The organism is Pseudomonas sp. NPDC089401 (genome assembly GCF_044749485.1).
In the GTDB taxonomy this organism is placed as follows: Bacteria; Pseudomonadota; Gammaproteobacteria; order Pseudomonadales; family Pseudomonadaceae; genus Aquipseudomonas.
Window position 1 is genome coordinate 83,959 of the sequence record NZ_JBIVIA010000012.1, and the last position, 19,050, is coordinate 103,008.

At 66.7% G+C, this 19,050-nt stretch carries 15 protein-coding genes and 1 tRNA gene; 8 read left to right on the forward strand and 8 right to left on the reverse strand.

Annotated features, from left to right (window positions below):
- The first annotated feature begins 25 nt into the window (after positions 1-25).
- Positions 26-814, forward strand: coding sequence for an energy transducer TonB (locus ACIP21_RS23740; RefSeq protein ID WP_400692856.1), 789 nt, complete (start codon positions 26-28; stop codon positions 812-814).
- Positions 811-1,266, forward strand: a complete 456-nt coding sequence (rimI, locus tag ACIP21_RS23745; RefSeq protein ID WP_400692859.1) for a ribosomal protein S18-alanine N-acetyltransferase — start codon at positions 811-813, stop codon at positions 1,264-1,266. Before ACIP21_RS23740 ends, rimI begins: the two co-directional genes overlap by 4 nt.
- Before the next feature lie 101 nt (positions 1,267-1,367).
- Here the strand turns inward: rimI and ACIP21_RS23750 are convergent, their stop codons facing one another.
- Positions 1,368-2,525, reverse strand: a complete 1,158-nt coding sequence (locus tag ACIP21_RS23750) for a hypothetical protein (protein ID WP_400692862.1) — start codon at positions 2,523-2,525, stop codon at positions 1,368-1,370.
- A gap of 66 nt (positions 2,526-2,591) precedes the next feature.
- Here ACIP21_RS23750 and ACIP21_RS23755 point away from each other — a divergent pair, with 66 nt between their 5' ends.
- A complete protein-coding gene (locus tag ACIP21_RS23755) occupies positions 2,592-3,209 on the forward strand; it encodes a D-Ala-D-Ala carboxypeptidase family metallohydrolase (RefSeq protein WP_400692864.1) in 618 nt (205 codons plus the stop codon).
- 268 nt (positions 3,210-3,477) lie between these two features.
- Here the strand turns inward: ACIP21_RS23755 and ACIP21_RS23760 are convergent.
- Positions 3,478-3,554 (reverse strand) — tRNA-Met (locus tag ACIP21_RS23760).
- Between the two features lie 95 nt (positions 3,555-3,649).
- A complete protein-coding gene (locus ACIP21_RS23765; RefSeq protein ID WP_400692867.1) occupies positions 3,650-4,585 on the reverse strand; it encodes a FecR family protein in 936 nt (311 codons plus the stop codon).
- Positions 4,586-4,763: 178 nt separating this feature from the next.
- Between ACIP21_RS23765 and ACIP21_RS23770 the strand changes: the two genes are divergently transcribed.
- Together ACIP21_RS23770 and ACIP21_RS23775 are read left to right on the forward strand one after the other, a co-directional pair.
- A complete protein-coding gene (locus ACIP21_RS23770; protein ID WP_400692870.1) occupies positions 4,764-5,975 on the forward strand; it encodes an MFS transporter in 1,212 nt (403 codons plus the stop codon).
- 427 nt (positions 5,976-6,402) lie between these two features.
- Positions 6,403-7,563, forward strand: coding sequence for an MFS transporter (locus ACIP21_RS23775; protein ID WP_400692873.1), 1,161 nt, complete (start codon positions 6,403-6,405; stop codon positions 7,561-7,563).
- Between the two features lie 145 nt (positions 7,564-7,708).
- On the opposite strand, the gene ACIP21_RS23780 is transcribed toward ACIP21_RS23775, so the two are convergent.
- The 3 genes from ACIP21_RS23780 to ACIP21_RS23790 form a co-directional block, all read right to left on the reverse strand.
- Entirely contained in the window at positions 7,709-10,183 is a 2,475-nt protein-coding gene (locus ACIP21_RS23780) for a TonB-dependent siderophore receptor (protein ID WP_400692875.1), read from the reverse strand.
- A 94-nt stretch (positions 10,184-10,277) separates the two neighbouring features.
- Complete coding sequence (locus ACIP21_RS23785) at positions 10,278-11,234, reverse strand: FecR domain-containing protein (RefSeq protein WP_400692878.1); 957 nt, start codon at positions 11,232-11,234, stop codon at positions 10,278-10,280.
- Positions 11,224-11,736 carry a sigma-70 family RNA polymerase sigma factor gene (locus ACIP21_RS23790; RefSeq protein ID WP_400692881.1) on the reverse strand — a complete coding sequence of 171 codons (513 nt, stop codon included), beginning with the start codon at positions 11,734-11,736 and terminating at the stop codon, positions 11,224-11,226. The genes ACIP21_RS23785 and ACIP21_RS23790 overlap by 11 nt, the downstream gene beginning before the upstream one ends.
- Positions 11,737-11,910: 174 nt before the next feature.
- Between ACIP21_RS23790 and ACIP21_RS23795 the strand changes: the two genes are divergently transcribed.
- From ACIP21_RS23795 to ACIP21_RS23805, 3 genes are all read left to right on the forward strand, one after another.
- Positions 11,911-12,537: a DNA-3-methyladenine glycosylase family protein gene (locus ACIP21_RS23795; RefSeq protein WP_400692884.1), complete on the forward strand. Its 627-nt coding sequence runs from the start codon at positions 11,911-11,913 to the stop codon at positions 12,535-12,537.
- Positions 12,538-12,666: 129 nt separating this feature from the next.
- The gene (ada, locus tag ACIP21_RS23800; RefSeq protein WP_400692886.1) at positions 12,667-13,716 is read left to right on the forward strand and encodes a bifunctional DNA-binding transcriptional regulator/O6-methylguanine-DNA methyltransferase Ada; all 1,050 of its coding nucleotides are present in this window, start codon (positions 12,667-12,669) and stop codon (positions 13,714-13,716) included.
- Positions 13,717-13,772: 56 nt separating this feature from the next.
- On the forward strand, positions 13,773-16,169 hold the full coding sequence (locus ACIP21_RS23805) for a DUF3772 domain-containing protein (protein WP_400692889.1): 2,397 nt from the start codon (positions 13,773-13,775) through the stop codon (positions 16,167-16,169).
- 45 nt (positions 16,170-16,214) lie between these two features.
- On the opposite strand, the gene ACIP21_RS23810 is transcribed toward ACIP21_RS23805, so the two are convergent.
- Together ACIP21_RS23810 and ACIP21_RS23815 are read right to left on the reverse strand one after the other, a co-directional pair.
- Positions 16,215-17,432 (reverse strand): DUF3422 domain-containing protein, encoded by a 1,218-nt coding sequence (locus ACIP21_RS23810; RefSeq protein ID WP_400692892.1) that lies wholly within the window; start codon positions 17,430-17,432, stop codon positions 16,215-16,217.
- A 178-nt stretch (positions 17,433-17,610) separates the two neighbouring features.
- Positions 17,611-19,041 (reverse strand): aldehyde dehydrogenase family protein, encoded by a 1,431-nt coding sequence (locus ACIP21_RS23815; protein WP_400692894.1) that lies wholly within the window; start codon positions 19,039-19,041, stop codon positions 17,611-17,613.
- Between the last annotated feature and the right edge of the window lie 9 nt (positions 19,042-19,050).

Genomic DNA, 19,050 nt, shown 5'->3' on the forward strand with positions numbered 1-19,050 from the left:
TGTTTTGACCCCGGACCCCCGAGCCTTGCTGACCGAACCCCGCCGCCGCGCCTACCTCTCCGCCATGCAAGTGGTGCACTGGCTGCCGCGCGCCGAACTGCCGTTCGCCGCACCTTCGCGCCCCGAGCTGCTGCTGCCGCAGGCACCGGTCGATGACATCGAGTTCGAGGTCCGGCCTTCCGCGCCCACCGCCAACGACGCTCCGGCCGTGCCCCAGGCCCGTTCCGGCGAACGCCCGAAAATCGAGATCCCGCGCCCCAGCAGCGTGGCCAAGCCCGCCGTCAAGCCGGTCGAGGCCGAGCAGGTCGCCCCCGCGCCGCGCCCGGCACCTGTGCCGCCGCCGCGTTTCGCCCTGCAACTGCTGCGCGCCGGCAGTTGCCTGCTGCTGGTCGAACTGGCCACCGGCCAGCCGTTCCAGAGCCGCGACCCGTCCTACCTGCTGCTCAAGGACATGCTGCGCGCTGCCGGCCTGCCCGATGCGCCGCAGATCATCGGCGAGCCGGTGCGCTGGCCGCTGCTGGTGCGCGGCAACATGGACCAGGGCCCGGACGCCGCACGCGACTTCGTCCAGGGCTTCATCCAGGCCCGCCTGGAAGAAGTGCCCAGCAGCGTGCTCTGGCTGGTCGGGCTGCCGGCCCTGCGCTTCGCGGCCAACGCCGACGACGGCGCCTATTACCAAGTGCTCGAGGTCGATGGCCTGGGCGATGCCTGGGCGCTGCCGGGCCTTGAACTGTTGATGGACGAGCCGCAGCGCAAGGCGGACGTCTGGCAAGCGATGCGCCAGCTGATGGCGCGCTGGAAGAGCGTTGAATGAGTGACTCGATCAGTTTCCGCCCGATGACCGAGGCGGATCTGGATGCCGTGCTGAAGGTCGAATATGCCGCCTTCAGCCACCCCTGGACCCGCGGCATCTTCCAGGACGCGCTCAAGTCCTACGAAGTGTGGTTGATGTTCGATGGCCAGCAGCAGGTGGGGCATGGGGTGATCAACGTGATCATCGACGAGGCGCACCTGCTCAACATCACGGTCAAGCCGGAGAACCAGGGCTGCGGGTTGGGGCTCAAGCTGCTCGAGCACCTGATGGCGCGGGCGTATCAGCTCAATGGCCGGGAGTGCTTCCTCGAAGTGCGGGCCAGCAATCAGTCGGCGTATCGGTTGTATGAGCGGTATGGCTTCAACGAGATCGGTCGGCGGCGTGATTACTACCCGGTTGCCGGGGGGCGTGAGGATGCCCTCGTGATGGCTTGTACACTTCTTGAAGACTGAGTGAACCTGTACCGGCCCTTTCGCGGGTAAACCCGCTCCCACAGGTATTGCGTGGAGATCCTGTGGGAGCGGGTTCACCCGCGAAGAGGCCGGCAGGGCGATCACAGTTCGCGCGGCGTGACCTCGACCGGCTTCTTCAGATCCCGCAGGCTACGGGTCATCTCTCCGGTATTGCACTTGGCCGCCGCCTGCTCCGGCGTGTACTTGCGGATCGTGCGGAAGAACAGCTCGCAGGTCTGCTTCTTCTGCGTCACTTGCCACTTGGTCGAGCAGGCCTGCAGCGTGCCCTTCGGATCCGCCGCCGGGTTACGCCCCATCCCCGCCTGCCAGCAGGCCGCCGTCAGGTCCTGGCCCATCATCTTCAAGCCCGCCGTATCGGCGGCGTCCTGATCGCCGCCATGGCTTTCCTTGTCCGCCGCATACCAGATTGCGCTGGGGTGGTTGGAGCCCAGCACCGGCACCTGCTTGCCGGGCTGCGGGCTGATGCTGGCCAGGCCCAGCACGTCGACCTTTGGCCCGTACTGTTGCTGGACCCAGCTGCGCACCGGCGCGCCGAAGGCGACCATCGGCAAGGGCTTGGCGGCGCTCTCCAGGGTCATCTCGCGGACCATGCGCAGCTGGTAATCCTGGAAGTAGCTGTAGGTGTCGGTCAGGGTTGCGCCGGCGCTGGCCGGGGCGGCGATCGGGGCGATGTCGATGATGGTCTGGTAGGCCGGGGTCTGGCTGGCATCGACGCCGTTGGAGGTCAGCAGCTCGGCCCAGCGGTCGGTGGTGTTGGAGCGCAGGTAGTCCTGGGCCTGGGTCAGCGAATAGTCCGGTGGGAAGTGCAGCAGCTCGATGCTGCGGCGGTTCTCCAGGGCCATGCCCAAGGGCAGGAACAGGTACCAGTCAAAGGACCACTTGCCGTCCTTGTTCAGCCGGGTGGCACCCTCGTAGGCCAGCTCGCCGCTGTCGAGCAGCTTGCGCAGGGGCTCGGCATAGCTGGCCGGGACGTCGCTGATGGTGGCGTGCAGGCGGTCGTGTTCGCGGCTGACCTTGACCTTGGCGGTGGCGTGGCCGTCGCGCTGCACGCTCTGGGTCAGGTAGTGCTCGACGGTCTGCTCCAGGGTCCAGTCGCGGTAACAGATCACGTGGCAGTTGTTGGGGAAGGCGAACAGGCGGGTGACGCGCTGGGCGTCGCCCAGGTCGATGTGCGCATCGGCGGCGGCCAGGCCGCTGAAGGCGAGGGCGGCGAGGCCCGATAAGGCAACCTTGTGCATGCTTAACTCCTTGTAAGGGCCGCCAGGGTCGGCGGCCGTGTTCATAGTGGGGCAGGGGGCATGGGGATGAGAAGCGCGAAAAGGCTGCTGCTGGCGGCTTGGGTGATGCTGGGCGGCGTGGCTCAGGCCGACGAGCGTGACCTGTGGATGTTCGCCCAGTGGGCCGGGGACCATCAGACCCGGCCGTTTCGCCAGATGCTGGTGGAGGCCCGGTTGTACGGCGTGGTGCCGATCCATCAGCTGCTGCGCTCGGCGTCGGACTGGAAGCTGTGCCATGCCTCGCCGTTCGCGGTACCGCCGGTGGCCAACTGGCCGGCCGTACGCGCTACCTTGTCGTTGCTCAAGACCCTCGATGAGCAAGGCATTCTGGGCCATTTCGAGGTGGTGTCGGCGTACCGCGATCCGCTGTTGAACCGTTGCGCGGGCGGTGCGCTGGGCAGTGCCCACACCCGTGCCTTCGCGGTCGATGTGCTGCTGCCGGCCTGGAGCGACCCCAACCCGCTATGCCGCTTCTGGCAGCAACATGGCCAGGCCTGGAACATGGGCCTGGGGCGCTATCCGAGTGGGCGCATCCATATCGATACGGCAGGCTATCGCACCTGGGGCGGTGATGGTGGCAGCGGCTCGTCGTTCTGCGCCAGGCCCGTGGACCCTCTTGGCCTGGGCCGGCCCTTTCGCGGGTAAACCCGCTCCCACAGGATCTCCACAGACCTCAGGCTTGTGCAATCCCTGTGGCTCCCGCAGGCCTTGAGGCTTGTGCAGTCCCTGTGGCTCCCGCAGGCCTTGAGGCTTGTGCAATCCCTGTGGGAGCGGGTTTACCCGCGAAGAGGCCAGAACAGGCGCTCCATATCTGTCAGGAGAACTGGCAGATCCGCTTCCGCTGACGAAGGGGTGAGTCTTTTTCACAGGCAAAGAAAAAGGGCTTACCTTGCGGTAAGCCCTTCGTCTTGTTTGGTGGCTACACAGGGACTTGAACCCCGGACCCCAGCATTATGAATGCTATGCTCTAACCAACTGAGCTATGTAGCCGATGGCGCGCATTATTCCCTTGTGAGGGACCTGTGTCAACACTCATTTCAAAAAAAATTTGCACGCTTTCAAAAACTTAGCGGCCAAGCCCGGTTTCAGCGAACGATCAGCCACTGCCCGAGCACGCTGTAGAGCTGCAAATGCTGCTCGGCAGCCAGCGCTTCCAGGGTCTGGCCAGGGCGGTCGAGATCGAAGTCGCCGCTTACCCGTCGATAAGCGGTCTGTTCATTCATCACCCAGACCCGCTGGCCCTGATAGCCGGCCAGACGTTCGATGACCTCGCCCAGGGGCATTTCGCTGGCATGCAGATGGCCTGTGCGCCAGGCATCGGCACGTTTCACATCGGCTTTCTGCACCGGATCGATGCGTGCCTCGGTGAAGGTCACCCGTTCCCCCGCCGACACCAGGCGCTGGTCGCCGCCCTGGCTGATCATCGCCTTGCCGCTGAGCACCAGCAGTTCGTCATGGTCGGCATGCCGCGCCACGCTCAATCGGGTACCGAACACCTGGATGCGCGCATCGTCCACCTGCACCTCCAGGGCGCGGCCGTCGAGCATCACCTCCAGGGAGACCTGCCCTTGCACCAGATGCAGCAGGCGGGTGCGCCCGCGCAGGTCGACATTCATCGCGCTGGCGCTGTCCAGGTGCAGGGTCGAGCCGTCGGCCAGGCGCGTGCTGCGGCGCTCGCCCGCGTCGGTGTGCAGCTCGCAGGCCAGGCGTTGCGCCAGCGGCCAGTAGAGCAAGGCCAGTGCGCCGAGCAGCAGGATGAAGAGGGCCGCCAGCCACTTGCCCAGGCTGCTGCGGCGCAGGGTGAGCTGGCGTGGTCGCGGGCGCGCAGGGGGCGGTGACTGCAACTGTTGCCAGCGGGCCTCCAGCTCGGCATAGGCATGTGCATTGAGCGGGTCCTGACACCAGCGGGCGAACACCTGGCGCTCGCGCTCATCGCAACCAGGCTGGCGCAAGCGGGCAAACCATTCCAGCGCTTCCTGCTGGGGATCGGCCTCAAGCGGTGTGGCGGGCATCGGGCTCATGGTCGGGGTGCTCGCGAGGGGCGTTTTCGCCCAATGATTACGGGGAAAGTAGGCCAGGGATGCTAAATATATTGAGAACCATTTACAAGTGCGTGACGACCAGGGGATAAAAAAGGTAGCTATGTATCTATTTGTTTCCTGATAATCGGATCCCAAACCTGCGGACGGAATAAAGTTCATGGCCATCAGCAGCACCCCCGCCACCAGCCCCTCGACGGCCAGCCAGGCCAACCCGCTGGTGATGCGCATCATCACCTTCTGCGCCCTTGCGCACCTGATCAACGACCTGATCCAGTCGGTGCTGCCGGCGATCTACCCGATGCTCAAGGCCAACTACGACCTGACCTTCGCCCAGGTCGGCCTGATCACCCTGACCTTCCAGATCACCGCGTCGCTGCTGCAGCCGTGGGTCGGCTTCTTCACCGACCGTTGGCCGACGCCGAACCTGCTGCCCCTGGGCACCCTGTGCACCCTGGTGGGCATCGTCATGCTGGCCTTCGTCGGCAGTTTCCCGATGATCCTCCTGGCCTCGGCGCTGGTGGGTATCGGCTCGTCGACCTTCCACCCGGAGACCTCGCGTATCGCCCGCCTGGCGTCGGGCGGGCGCTTCGGCCTGGCGCAGTCGACCTTCCAGGTCGGCGGCAATGCCGGTTCCGCCTTCGGCCCGCTGCTGGCGGCGGCCATCGTCATCCCGTTCGGCCAGACCCACGTCGCCTGGTTCGGCGTGGCGGCGCTGTTGTTCTTTGCCGTGACCCTGATGCTGCGCCGCTGGTACAAGGCGCACCTCAACCAGGCCAAGGCCCGCAAGCCAGTCCAGGCCACCCATGGCATCTCGCGCCAGCGGGTGATGGCGGCCCTGGCGGTGCTCGGCCTGCTGGTGTTTTCCAAGTACTTCTACATGGCCAGCTTCACCAGCTATTTCACCTTCTACCTGATCGAGAAATTCGACCTGTCGGTGGCCAGCTCGCAGTTGCACCTGTTCCTGTTCCTTGGCGCGGTGGCGGCAGGCACCTTCTTCGGTGGCCCGATCGGTGACCGCATCGGGCGCAAGGCGGTGATCTGGTTCTCGATCCTGGGCGTGGCGCCGTTCACCCTGGCGCTGCCCTATGCCGACCTGTTCTGGACCACCGTGCTCAGCGTGGTGATCGGCTTCATCCTGGCTTCGGCGTTTTCCGCGATCGTGGTGTATGCCCAGGAACTGGTCCCGGGCAGCGTGGGCATGATCGCCGGGATCTTCTTCGGGCTGATGTTCGGCTTTGGCGGGATCGGCGCGGCGCTGCTGGGGTATGTGGCGGACCTGCGCGGGATCGAGTACGTGTACGGGCTGTGCTCGTTCCTGCCGTTGTTCGGGATCCTGGCGGTGTTTCTGCCAAATACCGGTAAGCGCTGACAGCGCGGGGGCTGCTTTGCAGCCCTTTCGCGAGCAACGCTCGCTCCTACAGGTGTTGTGTGAACTTCAAGGTCGCCATCTTTCCTGTGGGAGCGGGCTTGCCCGCGAATGGCCTTTGTGGCAATTGACGATCCATCCCGCCTTGGCCTAGAGTGCCGCCTCTCTTACTTCACACACCTGCCCAGTAGCCCAAGCAATGCGCCGTAACCCATCCCTCCCTCACGCCCGCCAGCCTGCCCTCCAGGCCATGCGTCGCGCGTGGCCGAGCGATACGGTGCTCAAGCGTCGGCGCAGCGTGCTGTTCGCCTTCACCTTCTCGCCACACCCAGCCCTGAACTGACTCCCGCGTCCCAGTGATTTGCGCCGTCCCGGCGTGCGCCTGGGCGTTTCTTTCTGCGCGTCTTTTCAGTTTTCCCTGGAGTGGTACATGAACATGCGTTTGCTGGCGGGCCTCTTGTTCGCCGTGTCGGTGGTTGGCTTCAGTTTGGGGGCCAGCCTGCCGCTGGTGTCGTTGCGCCTGCACGAGGCCGGGGCCGGTACCCTGGAAATCGGTGTCATCTCGGCGATTCCCGCCGCCGGCATGATGCTGTCGGCGTTCATGGTCGATGCCTGCTGCCGGCACCTGACCCGGCGCATGATCTACCTGCTGAGCTTCAGCCTGTGCACGGTGAGCATCGCCCTGCTCGAATCGGCCTTCGATTCGCTGTGGCTGTTGGCCGTGCTGCGCCTGGGGCTGGGCATCGGCATGGGCATCGCGATCATCCTCGGCGAGTCGTGGGTCAACGAACTGTGCCCGGACCACAACCGTGGCAAGATCATGGCCCTGTACGCCACCAGCTTCACCGGCTTCCAGGTGCTCGGCCCGGCGTTGCTCGCGCTGCTCGGCGCCGACAGCCCGTGGATCATCGGAGTGGTGACGCTTGGCTACCTGCTGGCGCTGCTGTGCATCCTGCTGACCGTGCCCAACGACCATGTCGAGCATGGTGACGAAGGTGAGAAAAGCTTTGGCCTGGCCGGCTTCTTCCGCGTTGCCCCGGCGCTGTGCGTGGCGGTGCTGTTCTTCTCGTTCTTCGATGCCGTGGTGCTGTCGCTGTTGCCGGTGTACGCCAGCAGCCATGGCTTTGCCGTGGCGGTGGCGGCGCTGATGGTGACCGTGGTGTTCGCCGGCGACATGGTATTCCAGCTGCCGCTGGGTTGGCTGGCCGACCGGGTCGAGCGTACCGGGCTGCACCTGGTGTGCGGGCTGGTGGCGATGGCCATCGGCATCGCGCTGCCGTGGCTGCTGCAGATGACCTGGCTGTTGTGGCCGATGCTGGTGCTGCTGGGCGCGGTGGCGGGGGGGATCTACACCCTGGCGCTGGTGTTGATCGGGCAGCGCTTCAAGGGGCAGGACCTGGTCACCGCCAACGCCAGCGTGGGCCTGCTGTGGGGCGTGGGCAGCCTGGTCGGGCCGCTGGTGAGCGGGGCGGCGATGGATGTGGCGCCCCATGGTCTGCCGATGGCTCTGGCGGTGATGGCGGGGCTGTTCGTGTGCTTTGCCCGGCAGTCGTATCGGCGGGCGGGCAAGTTGCGGGCGGTTGCCGATTGAGATCCTGGTTGCCTGTGCGGGCCTCTTCGCGGGTAAACCCGCTCCCACAGGAATTGCACAAACCCTGAAACATGTGCGGCCACTGTGGGAGCGGGTTCATCGAGGCGTCGAACCGCCGCGAAAGGGCCCATTCAGGCGCTAGAGATCAGAAGGTCCCGCGCAGGGTCACCGACACATTGCGCGGATCACCCCAGTAATACCCGGTCGGCGTCGGTGCCACCTGGCGGTAGTACTTCTTGTCGAACAGGTTGTTGGCGTTCAGCTGCACCGAGTAGTTGTCGTTGAAGCGGTAATTGACCATGGCGTTGTACACCGCATACCCCGATTGCGTGGCCACCGCTGTACCGCTGCGGTTGTAGATGTCGCTCTGCGCCTGCACTCCGCCGCCGATGGTCCAGGCCTCCAGCTCGCCCGGCAGGCGATAGGAGGTGAACAGCCGCAGCATGCGCTTGGGGTCGGTGGTGCGGATCGGGTTGCCGGTAGCGCTGGTGGTGTCCTTCAGGTACTCGGTGGTGTTGTAGGTATAGCCACCGCTGACATTCCACCCTGGCAGCACCTCCCCGGAAATCTCCAGCTCGAAGCCCTGGCTGCGGTTCTTGCCCGCTGCCACCTTGCAATAGCCCGAGGTGTAGTTGGGCAGGCACGGGTTGGGGCCGCTGATGTCGTCCAGGGCGTTGCCGACCTGGTAGATGCGGAAGAACGCCAGCGAGGCGTTCAGCCTTCCTTCGTAGAACTCGCCCTTGATCCCGGTCTCGTAGGCCTCGCCGGTGGTCGGCTCGAGTACCGAGCCGCTGACGTCGGTGGCGGTCTGCGGGTTGAAGATTTCGGTGTAGCTGGCGTAGGTGCTGAAATTGTCGTTGAGGTCGTAGATCAGCGCGGCATAGGGCACGATCTTGTTGTCGACGCTGAATTTGCCGTTGCTGCGGGTGTTGTTTTCCTGCTCGTAGTCGTACCAGTTGCTGCGCGCGCCGATGATCGCGGTCAGCGGCTCGGCCAGCGAGATGCGCCAGGTGGCGTAGGCGCCTTCCTGGGTGGTGCGGGTGCGCACCGGGTGGGCGGTGATGTCGATGTCCGGGTTGGCCAGGCTGGTCTTCGGGTCCCACTCACGAATGTCGAACACCCCGGAGCTGACGAAGTTGGTGGCCGAGGCGTAGGAATCGTTGCGGATGCGCTCGACGCCCAGCATCAGCTCATGAGTCCGGCCGAGCAGGTCGAACGGCCCGCTGAAGGTGGCGCTGAGGTTGTTCTGCAGGCTTTCTCCGCCATCGCCCTCGGTGACCTGGTAGCTCATCAGGTACGGGTTGCGGGTCGGGTTGGCGGCGCCGCTGGCGCGGGTGAAATAGGTCTGCTTGAAGCCATCGTCGGCCAGCTTGAAGTGGGTGCGCTGGGCCATCAGCTTGAGCTTCCAGTCGTTGTCGAAGCGGTGCTCGAGCTCGGCGAAGGTCTGCAGGTTGCTGCGGTTCCAGCGGTTCCAGTCGGCGCCCAGGTAGGTGCTGCGGCCGAACGGCAGGGGCGAGCCGTCGTAGTCGGCGGGCAGGTTGCCCCAGGCGCCGGTGGCGTCGAGCTTGGTCCATTCCAGGCCGGTGGTCAGGGTGGTGCTGTCGTCCAGGTCGAAGGCCAGCACGCCGTAGAACACTTCCTTGCGTTCCTGGCGCGACTCCTGGAAGTGGTCCTTGTCGTCGTGCACGGCGATCACCCGGCCGCGTACGTTGCCGGTTTCGGTCAGCGGGCCGGAGATGTCCGCCACGTAGCGTTGGGCATCCCAGGTGCCCAGGGTCACACTGCCTTCACCCTGGAATTCATGGGTCGGGCGCTTGCGCACCAGGTTGACCGTGCCGGACGGGTTGCCGGCGCCGCGCAACATGCCGGTGGCGCCGCGCAGGATCTCGGCGCGGTCGATGATCGCCGCGTCGCTCTGGATGAACGAGCCGCCGCCGCTGCTTTGCACCACGGTGGCGCCGTCGTACTGGATGGCGTCGATCGCGTAGCCGCGCGAGTAGTACTGCACCCGCTCGCTGTCGGTCAGGTTCACCACCACGCCCGGGGTCTGCTCCAGCAGGTTGGTGAGGTTGGTGATGTTCTGGTCGTCGATGCGCTGGCGAGTCACCACGGTCACCGACTGCGGGGTGTGGCGGATGCTCTGGGCGGTCTTGCCGATGGTCACCGCGCCGGTGGTGTAGGCGCCGCTGTGCTCGGTGGTCTCGCCCAGGCGGTTGCTGGAAATGCTGGTGGCGCCGAGCTCCAGGGCGCCCTGCGGGTCGAAGGCCGGGATCAGCAGGAAGCTGTTGTCGCCTTCCTGCTGCACCTGCACATTGCTGCCCTGGAGCAGGATCGACAGTGCCCCGGCGCGGTCATGGCGGCCCTGCACGCCCTGGGTGGTCTTGCCTTGCAGGCTGTTGGCGTCGAACGACAGGTTCAACCCGCCCTGGCGTGCCAGCTGGTCCAGTGCCGGCGCCAGCGGGCCGGCCGGGATGTTCCAGTCGAGCGCCTGGTCTTGCGTGGCCGGTGCGGCAAGCGCCATGGCCGGAAGCGCCAGGCCAGCGCCCAGGGCGAGGCCGAACACGGCGCCGTGCACGGCACGGCGCAGCCTGTCGTTGCGGGGGAAACACGGGTGAATCATGGACCGCTCCTGAAGGTTTCGTAGACCACTTTTCGGGCTTTGTTCCTTCAGGCCGGACGAGAATGAGATTCCCCCTCATTCTTTTTTGAAAATTTCAGGCCGCGCCGATGCTGACCCAGTAGCGCGTGCGGTAATCGATGCGCACCGGCAGGCTGTGGGCCAGCAGACGCAGGATTTTCTCGGTGTCAGCCAGTTGATAGGTGCCGGAAACCTTCAGCGCCGCCACTTCCGGCGCGCAGCGCAGCAGCCCCGGGCGATAGCGCGACAGCTCGGCGACGAACTCGCCCAGCGGCATCTGCTGCACGCTGAGCACGCCGTCGGTCCAGCCCCAAGGGTCGCCGTGCAGGCTGGCCAGGGCATAGGTGCCAGTCGGTGATACCTGCAACACCTCGCCGGCGTGTACCAGGCGCGGGGACGGGGAGAACGGGAACAGCGTCACCTCGCCGCGGCGCACGGCCAGCAGCAGGCCCTGGTCGTTCTCGCGCAGCAGCAGTTGGCCGTCGTGCGTGCCCAGGTCACCCACGCGGGTGCTGATACGGAACGGGCGGTTGTCGCTGGCATTGCTGTCGAGGCTGACTTCGCCGCGCACAAGGGTCAGCTCGCGCTGTTCGCTGCTGTAGCGCAGGTCGATGGCGCTGGCGGTATTGAGCTGCAGCTGGCTGCCGTCGCTGCCCTGCACCTGGCGGCGTTCGCCAGTGCCGGTGCTGCTGTCGGCCATCAGCGCCGGCAGTCCCAGAGGCTCGCGGGCAGCCCAGCCGAGGCCACCGCCGACCGCCAGTACTGCCAGCAGCTTGAGGTGGTCGCGGCGGCTGCTGCACTGGCGCTGGGTGCTGTCGAGCGTGCGCCGGCTGAGTGCCCCCGGCAGCCCGGCCAGTTCATCGCCGAGGCCACTGACCCGCTGCCAGGCCAGGGCGTGCTGCGGATCGCTGCCCAGCCACTGCTGAAACTGCCGTTCGGTGTGCGGGCTCGGGGTATCGAAGCGCAGCTTGACCAGCCACTCGATGGCCTGCTCGACCTGGGCCTGCGCCGGGGCGCGCGCATCAGTCGGCATAGCGCAACCGGTAGCAGGCGCCCAGGGCCTTGGCCAGGTCGCGCTCGACCGTGGCCCGCGACACATCCAGGTGCAGGGCGATCTGCGGGATGCTCAGGCCATCGAGCTGGGCCAGCAGGAAGGCCTGGCGCGCACGTGGCTTGAGCTGGTGCAGGGCACGGTCGAGGCGCTCGAGGGTGTCGAGAATGACCAGCCGGTGTTCTTCACTGGGTACTTCGCCCTCCGGCAGCAGCGCCAGGCTTTCCTGATAGGCACGCTCCAGGGCGCGGCGGCGGAACTGATCGATCATCAGCCCGCGGGCAATGCTGCTGAGGTAGGCGCGTGGCTCCTTCAGCGGCGACACCTGGCGGGCCCGCAACAGGCGCACGAAGGTATCCTGGGCCAGGTCGGCGGCATGCTCCTGGCAGCCGACGCGGCTGCGCAGCCAGCCCCGCAGCCAGGCGTGGTGGGACTGATAGAGCAGGGCGACCTCGGTCGGCTTGAGCGTGTCGTTGATCGGCATCGTGGCGAAAGCCTGGTCCCGTGGTGCGCATGTGATTGTGAATAGTTCTCAATTCTAGGCGGGGAGGGTGGCGCGGAGCAATGGCATACCAGCAATTGCCTGCGCAAGATCCGGGGTTTGCCCGATGAGCGGCTGGGCTAAGCTGGACCTGCCTTGAACGCACTGGAGTGATGGATGATCCTCGCCGACCTTTCGCCTGACGCCTACCTGGCGGCCACCGAGCATCTGGCCGCGCTGGACCCTGACTGGTCTCGCCATATCGCCGCCATCGGGCCGTGCCTGCACCGTGCCACGCCTGGGCGTGAGCCTTACGAAGCGCTGGTGCGGGCGATTGCCTACCAGCAATTGCATGCGCGGGCGGCCGAGGCGATCCTGGGGCGAATGCTGGCGCTGTTTCCGGGGCAGGCGTTTCCAGCGCCGGAGCAGTTGCTGGCGGTGACGCCCGAGGTGATGCGCGAGTGCGGGTTTTCGGCGAGCAAGCTGACCACCCTCCACGGCATCGCCCAGGCCACGCTGGAGGGGGTGGTACCCAGCCGTGAAGAAGCGCTGGGCCTTGCCGACGAGGCGTTGATCCAGCGGTTGGTGGCCTTGCGCGGGGTAGGGCGCTGGACCGTGGAGATGTTGCTGATCTACAGCCTGGAGCGTTCTGACATCCTGCCGGTGGACGATTTTGGCGTGCGTGAGGGGTATCGGCGGCTCAAGGGGCTGGACAAGGCGCCGACGCCGGCGCAGATGCGCTCGCTGGGGGCTGGCTGGAGGCCCTATCGAACCGTGGCTGCCTGGTACCTGTGGCGGGCCTGATGATGCTGCACTGGCTTTACTGGCGCTTTCGCGGGTAAACCCGCTCCTACAGGATCACCACGGGTGTGGGAGCGGGTTTACCCGCGAAAGGGCCGGAACAGGGCAAAGAGATGACCGAGGTACTACGCGATGAAAGCCTTCACGACCGACCCCCAACGCTGGCAAGCGGTCCAGGACCGTGACACGGAAGCCGCCGGCCATTTCGTCTACGCCGTGCGCACCACCGGCATCTACTGCCAGCCCGGCTGCAAATCACGCATGGCCAAGCGCGAGAACGTCGAGTTCTTCAACGACTCCGCCAGTGCCGAGGCCGCCGGCTACCGTGCCTGCCGCCGCTGCCAGGCGAAGCCCGACGATAGCCGTCGCTCTACCCTGGTAGCCCGCGCCTGCCGCCTGCTGGAAACCGCGGAGACTGCGCCCAGCCTCGACCAGCTCGGCGCGCAACTGGCCGTCAGCCCGTTCCACCTGCACCGCCTGTTCAAGGCCGAAACCGGCCTCACCCCCAAGGCCTACGCCAGTGCCTATCGGGCTCGGCTGCTGCGTGAGCGCCTGGGCGATCAAGGCTCGGTCACCGAGGCCATTTTCGACGCGGGCTACAACTCCAACAGCCGCTTCTACGAAAGCGCCGGGCAACGCCTGGGCATGCGCCCGCGCGAGTACCGGGCCGGTGGTGCCGGGGCGACCATTCATTTCGCCATCGCCCAATGTTCGCTGGGGGCGATCCTGGTGGCGCAAAGCGCCAAGGGCATCTGCGCGATCCTGCTGGGCGACGAGCCTGAGGTGCTGCTCGAGCAACTGCAGGACCAGTTCGCCAAGGCCCACCTGATCGGTGGCGACGCCGATTATGAGCGGGTGGTCGCCGAAGTGGTGGGTTTCGTCGAGGCACCGGCGCTGGGCCTGGCCCTGCCGCTGGACGTTCAGGGCACGGCCTTCCAGGAGCGGGTCTGGCAGGCCCTGCGCGAAGTGCCGGTGGGCAGCCGGGTCAGCTACACCGACATCGCCGAGCGCATCGGCGCGCCCAAGGCAGTGCGCGCGGTGGCCATGGCCTGCGCGGCCAACCGCATCGCCGTGGCCATTCCTTGCCACCGGGTGGTGCGCCGTGACGGCGACCTCAGCGGCTACCGCTGGGGGGTGGAGCGCAAGCGGCAACTGCTGGCGCGAGAAACGGCACTCTCCTGAAGCGCTCAAGCCGCGTAGAATCCCCCGCCAAATCGAGATGTAAAGAGGAATAGTCGATGAGGCGTGTCAGCCTTGCCCGTTTTTGCCTGGGCTTTCTAGCCCTGATGTTGGTCGCGGCGACGCCGGCCTGGTCGGCGGGGGCCACCCCGGTTTCCAGCCTGGCCGCCGCCGAAATGCCGGTGCTGGACGAAAACGCCAGCTACGAGCAGTTGAGCGACCGGCTCGACCAGATCCGCCAGGGCGTCACCAGCAACGCCAACGACGACGTGCTGTCGCAGTTGCGCCTGGCCGCCGTGCAGGTGCAGCGCCAGGCCGATGCCCTGAGCGCGTTGCGCAGCGCCGACGTGGAAAAGCTCGACGACAAGCTCAAGGTACTCGGCCCGGTGCAGCCGGACGAAGCCGAAAGCCTGACCCGCCAGCGCCAGCAGCTCGATGCCCAGAAGAAGGCCCTGGTGACCCAGCAGGACCAGGCCACCAAGCTGATGCAGTCGGCCCGCGACCTGTCCACGCAGATCGTCAACCTGCGCCGCAGCCAGTTCAACTCGCAGATCCTCAGCCGCGCGCAGACGCCGCTGAGCCCGGCGTTCTGGCACAGCCTGATCCGGCCGACCGCGGACGACGTGCAGCGCCTGGGCGACCTGCGTGGCGAGGCCGCCGATGCCGTGGCCAGCGCCTTCAGCGCCGTGCACCGCTGGTTCTTCATCGCCAGCCTGGTGGCGGCGGTGCTGGTCTGGACCGTGGTCCGTGGCCTGGTCGAACGCCTGCTGGCGAGCACCATGGTGCACCGCCTGCCGGAAGGCCGCCTGCGCCGCAGCGCCCTGGCCCTGAGTGTCAGCCTGGCTACCCTGGGCACCATCTCCGGCTCGGTGTCGTTGCTGCGCTGGGGCCTGGAAAGCAGCGCCGAACTGGGTTCGGACATCGCCAGCCTGACCAACCACATCCTCACCCTGGTGGTGTTCAGCGCCTTCATCACCGGCCTGGGCCGCGCCATGCTGATGCTGCAACGCCCGTCCTGGCGCCTGCCGGCGATCCACGACGAAGTGGCCAGTGCGCTGGGTTGGTTCCCCAAGGCGCTGGCGCTGGCGCTGATGGTCATGCTGACCATGGAGCGGATCAACAGCGTGATCGGCACCAGCCTGGCCCTGACCGTGGCCACCAACGGCCTGACCGCGCTGGTGGTGGCGGCGATCTTCACCCTGGCGCTGCTGCGCTACCGCCGGACCCTGCGCAAGCATGCGCTGCAGCGCCCGACCGGGCTGGCCGGGCTGATCCCGTTCGTGATCGTGGTGTGGGTCGGGCTGATCGTGCTGGCGCTGCTGGCCGGCTACCTGACCCTGGCCTACTTCCTCACCGCCAAGCTGCTGTGGATCAGCGTGGTGGCGGTGTGTGCGTACCTGCTCACCACCTTCCTCAGCGACCTCTGCGAAGCGCTGCTGTCGCCGCGCCAACCGGGCGGCCTGGCGCTGGCCTCGACCCTGGGCCTGGCGCCACGTCACCAGGCCCAGGCCAGCACCATCCTGGTCGGCATCAGCCGCACGGTGCTGCTGTTCCTGGCCGTGCTGCTGGCGCTGATGCCGTCGGGCACCAGCCCCGGCGAGCTGCTGCTGAGCCTGGGCGACTGGGACGGCACCGGCGGCAAGCTGCTCGGCAACCTCAACATCGTGCCCCAGGACATCCTCCTGGCGCTGGCGATGTTGTTCGGCGGCCTGTTCGGCATCCGCGTGGTCAAGCGCTGGCTGAGCGAGCGGCTGCTGCCGGAAACCGACATGGACGCGGGCATGCGTGCCTCGCTGGTGACCCTGGTCGGCTACCTGGGCTTCCTGTTCCTGGCCATGCTGGTGATGTCGACCCTGCACATCAACCTGACCAGCCTGACCTGGGTGGTCAGTGCGCTGTCGGTGGGTATCGGTTTCGGCTTGCAGCAGATCGTGCAGAACTTCATCTCCGGCCTGATCCTGCTCACCGAGCGCCCGGTGAAGGTCGGCGACTGGGTCAGCCTGGCGGGGGTGGAGGGCGACATCCGGCGGATCAACGTGCGCGCCACCGAGATCCAGATGTCCGACCGTTCGACGGTGATCGTGCCGAATTCGCAGTTCATCTCCCAGAACGTGCGCAACGTGACCATGGGCAATGCCCTGGGCGTGGTCGGGGTCAGCCTGACCCTGCCGCTGGAGACCGATGCCAACCGCGTGCGCGAGGTGCTGCTGGCGGCGTACCACGAGCATGAGGCGATTCTCGATGCGCCGGCCTGCTCGGTATCGTTCAAGGACCTCACGGCCAGCGGCATGGTGATTGCGGTGAGTGGATACGTGGCGGGGCCGCGGCAGGTGTCGGGCACGCGCAGTGATCTGCTGTTCACCATCCTGGGGCGCTTGCGCGACGAGGGGATTGCCTTGTCTTCGCCGCAGAGCATGGTGTTGGTGCAGGAAGGGTCGCGCCCGGCAGGGGAATAGGTGGGAGGCTGGGGCCGCTTTGCGGCCCTTTCGCGCCCCCCGGCCTCAATGCTGCTTGGCCTGCCTGATCCGCAGCAGAATCACCAACAACACCAGCAACACCGGCGGCGCCATCCCCACCAGCGCATCCCGCGCCGTCAACCCCAGACCCAGCACGTTCAGCCCGCCATACAGCAGCTTGAACAGGTTCAGCAGGTAATAGGTGATGGCGATGATCGACAAGCCTTCCACCGCCCGCTGGATCTTCACCTGGGCATCGGCCCGGGCATTGAGGCTACGCAGGATCCCGGCATTCTGTTCTTCCATCTCCACCTGCACCCGCGCCTGCAACAGGTCGCCCAGGTTGGCGACGTTCTTCGCCAGCTGCTCCAGCCGTTGTTCGGTGGCCGCGCAGTAGCGCACGGTCGGCTTGAAGCGGCGTTCGATGAACACCCCCAGGCGCTGGCAATCGGCAACATGGCTCTCGCGCAGTTCCCCCAGGCGCTCGAACACCAGCTGCGCATAGGCCTGGGTGGCGCCGAAGCGGTGGCGGGTCTTCACCGTGCGGCTGACCACCTGGCGCGACAGGTGGGCGATGGCTTCGAGCAGGGCCTTGGCGTCATGGCCGTCGCCCCCGGCGCTGCGTTCGGACAACTGCACCAGTGTCTTGTCGAAGGCATCCAGTTCCTGGCTCAGGGCCTTGGCCGTGGTCAGGGCCAGCGAGGCCATCATGCGATACGTCTCGATCTCCAGCAGACGGCGGATCATGCGGCCCTGGCGGTAGGCGTTGAGGCGGCGGTTGATGAACAGGAAGCGGTTGGTGCCGTCCTCGGTCAGGCGAAAGTCGCTCCACGCCACCGCATCGCCGCCGCCGACGCAGGAGCCGCAGGGGTCCTTGAAGCCGTACTGGGGCAGGTTCAGGTCCTGCTCATCGCGTACCAGCACCTGCACCGAGTTGATCACCTGGGCGGCCTGCGGCGCGATGGCCTCGGCCAGCACCGGTGGCAATGCCTGCCACTCGGTGTCAGCCGCGGAGCAGGGCACCACCAGGGTCAGGGTGAAGAACTCGGTGTGGCGCTCCCATTTGAACGGGTGGCCATCCAGGCGGGTGATGCCTTGGGCCGCGTCGGTGTCGGGCGCCTGCGGGCAGCAGCGTTGCAGCAGCGCGGCACAGGCCGCGTCGCCGCCGAGCAGGGCAAGGTGGAAGACGTGCGCCGGGCCGTCGAAATACAGCGACGGGCGTGCGTGCAACTCATTGTGCAAGGCGGTGCGTTGAGGGTGCATGGTGGTCCGGCCTGGTGTTGTGATTGTGGGGGTACCAGGGAGTGGGACTCAGCGGAGGAATGGGAAAGTCACGCGGGTAAACCCGCTCCCACAGGAAAGTCATCTTCCTGGAGTGCGCCGCCGCACCTGTGGGAGCGGGTTTACCCGCGAATGGGCCGCACAGCGGCCCCTTTTGGCGTCAGCCCAGGCAGCGGGTCACATGCTTCACCGACTGATACGCCGACAACCCCCAAGGCCCCAGCTCGCGGCCGATCCCGCTGCCCTTGGTACCGCCCCACGAGGTCTCGACGAACACCGCCTGCACCGAGTTGATCCACACATGGCCAACCTCCAGTGCATCGGCCACGCGCTCGGCGCGCTCAAGGTCTGCGGAGCAGACCGTGGCCACCAGCCCGAAGCGGCTGTCGTTGGCTTCGGCAATCGCCTCGGCCTCGCTGGCGAAGCGCCGGGCGCACAGCACTGGGCCGAAGATTTCTTCGGTCCACAGGCGGCTGTCCTTGGGCACCTCGGTGTACAGCGTCGGGCTGACGAACCAGCCGTCACGCTCCAGCACCTTGCCACCGGCCAGGCATTGCAAGCCTTCTTCGCGGGCAGTGGCGAAGTAGCTGGCCACCTTCAGCCACTGGGCCTGGCTGGTCAGCGGGCCCATGTCGACTTCCGCCGTCAGCGGGTTGCCAACGCGCAGGTTGTCCAGCGCCGCCTGCAGGCGTGGCAACAGGGTGTCGGCGATGCCGTCCTGGACCAGCAGGCGCGAGGTGGCCGAGCACATCTGCCCGGCGTTCCAACTGATGCCGGCGACGATCCACTCCACTGCCTGGTCCGGGTCACAGTCGTCGAACACCACGATCGCCGACTTGCCACCCAGCTCCAGGGTCACCGGCCGGCACTGCGCCGAAGCACTGCGCATCACCTGGCTGCCGACGCTGTTGCTGCCGGTGAACGACAGCTTGTCCAGGCCATTGTGGTTGCTCAGCGCCGCGCCGGTTTCGGCCTTGCCGTTGACGATGTTCAGCACGCCGGCCGGCAGGCCCAGGCTGTCGGCGATCTGGCCGTAGGCCTGCTCGATCAGCGGGGTCACTTCCGATGGCTTGAGCACCACGGTGCAGCCGGCGGCCAAAGCCGGGGCGAGCTTCCAGGCGCTGGTCACCAGCGGGAAGTTCCACGGCACGATCAGGCCGACCACACCCACTGGCTCCAGGCGGGTGCGGGCGGTGAAGCCGGGCGCGGCCAGCGGCACGTCGCGGTTTTTCGCCGGCAGTTGCTCGGCCAGGTCGGCGTAGTAGGAGAAGGTGGCGATTGCGTCGTCGAGGTCGATTTCGGCTTCGTGACGCGGTTTGCCGTTGTTGCGCATCTGCAAGTTGATCAGCGCTTCACGGCGCTCGCCAAGCTGTTCGGCGAAGCCACGCAGGAAGGCCGCACGCTCGCTGGCGCTGACACGCTTCCAGGCGGGCAGGGCCGCGCGGGCCGCGCTGACGGCCTGGTCGACCTGGGCGACGCTGGCGGCCATCAGTTCGGCGAAAGGCAGGCCCAGCGCAGGGTCGTTGACGCTGATGCAGTCGCTGCCCTGGCCTTCGACCCAGCGGCCGGCGATGTAGTGGGAGGTGGTCATGGTCGGTAT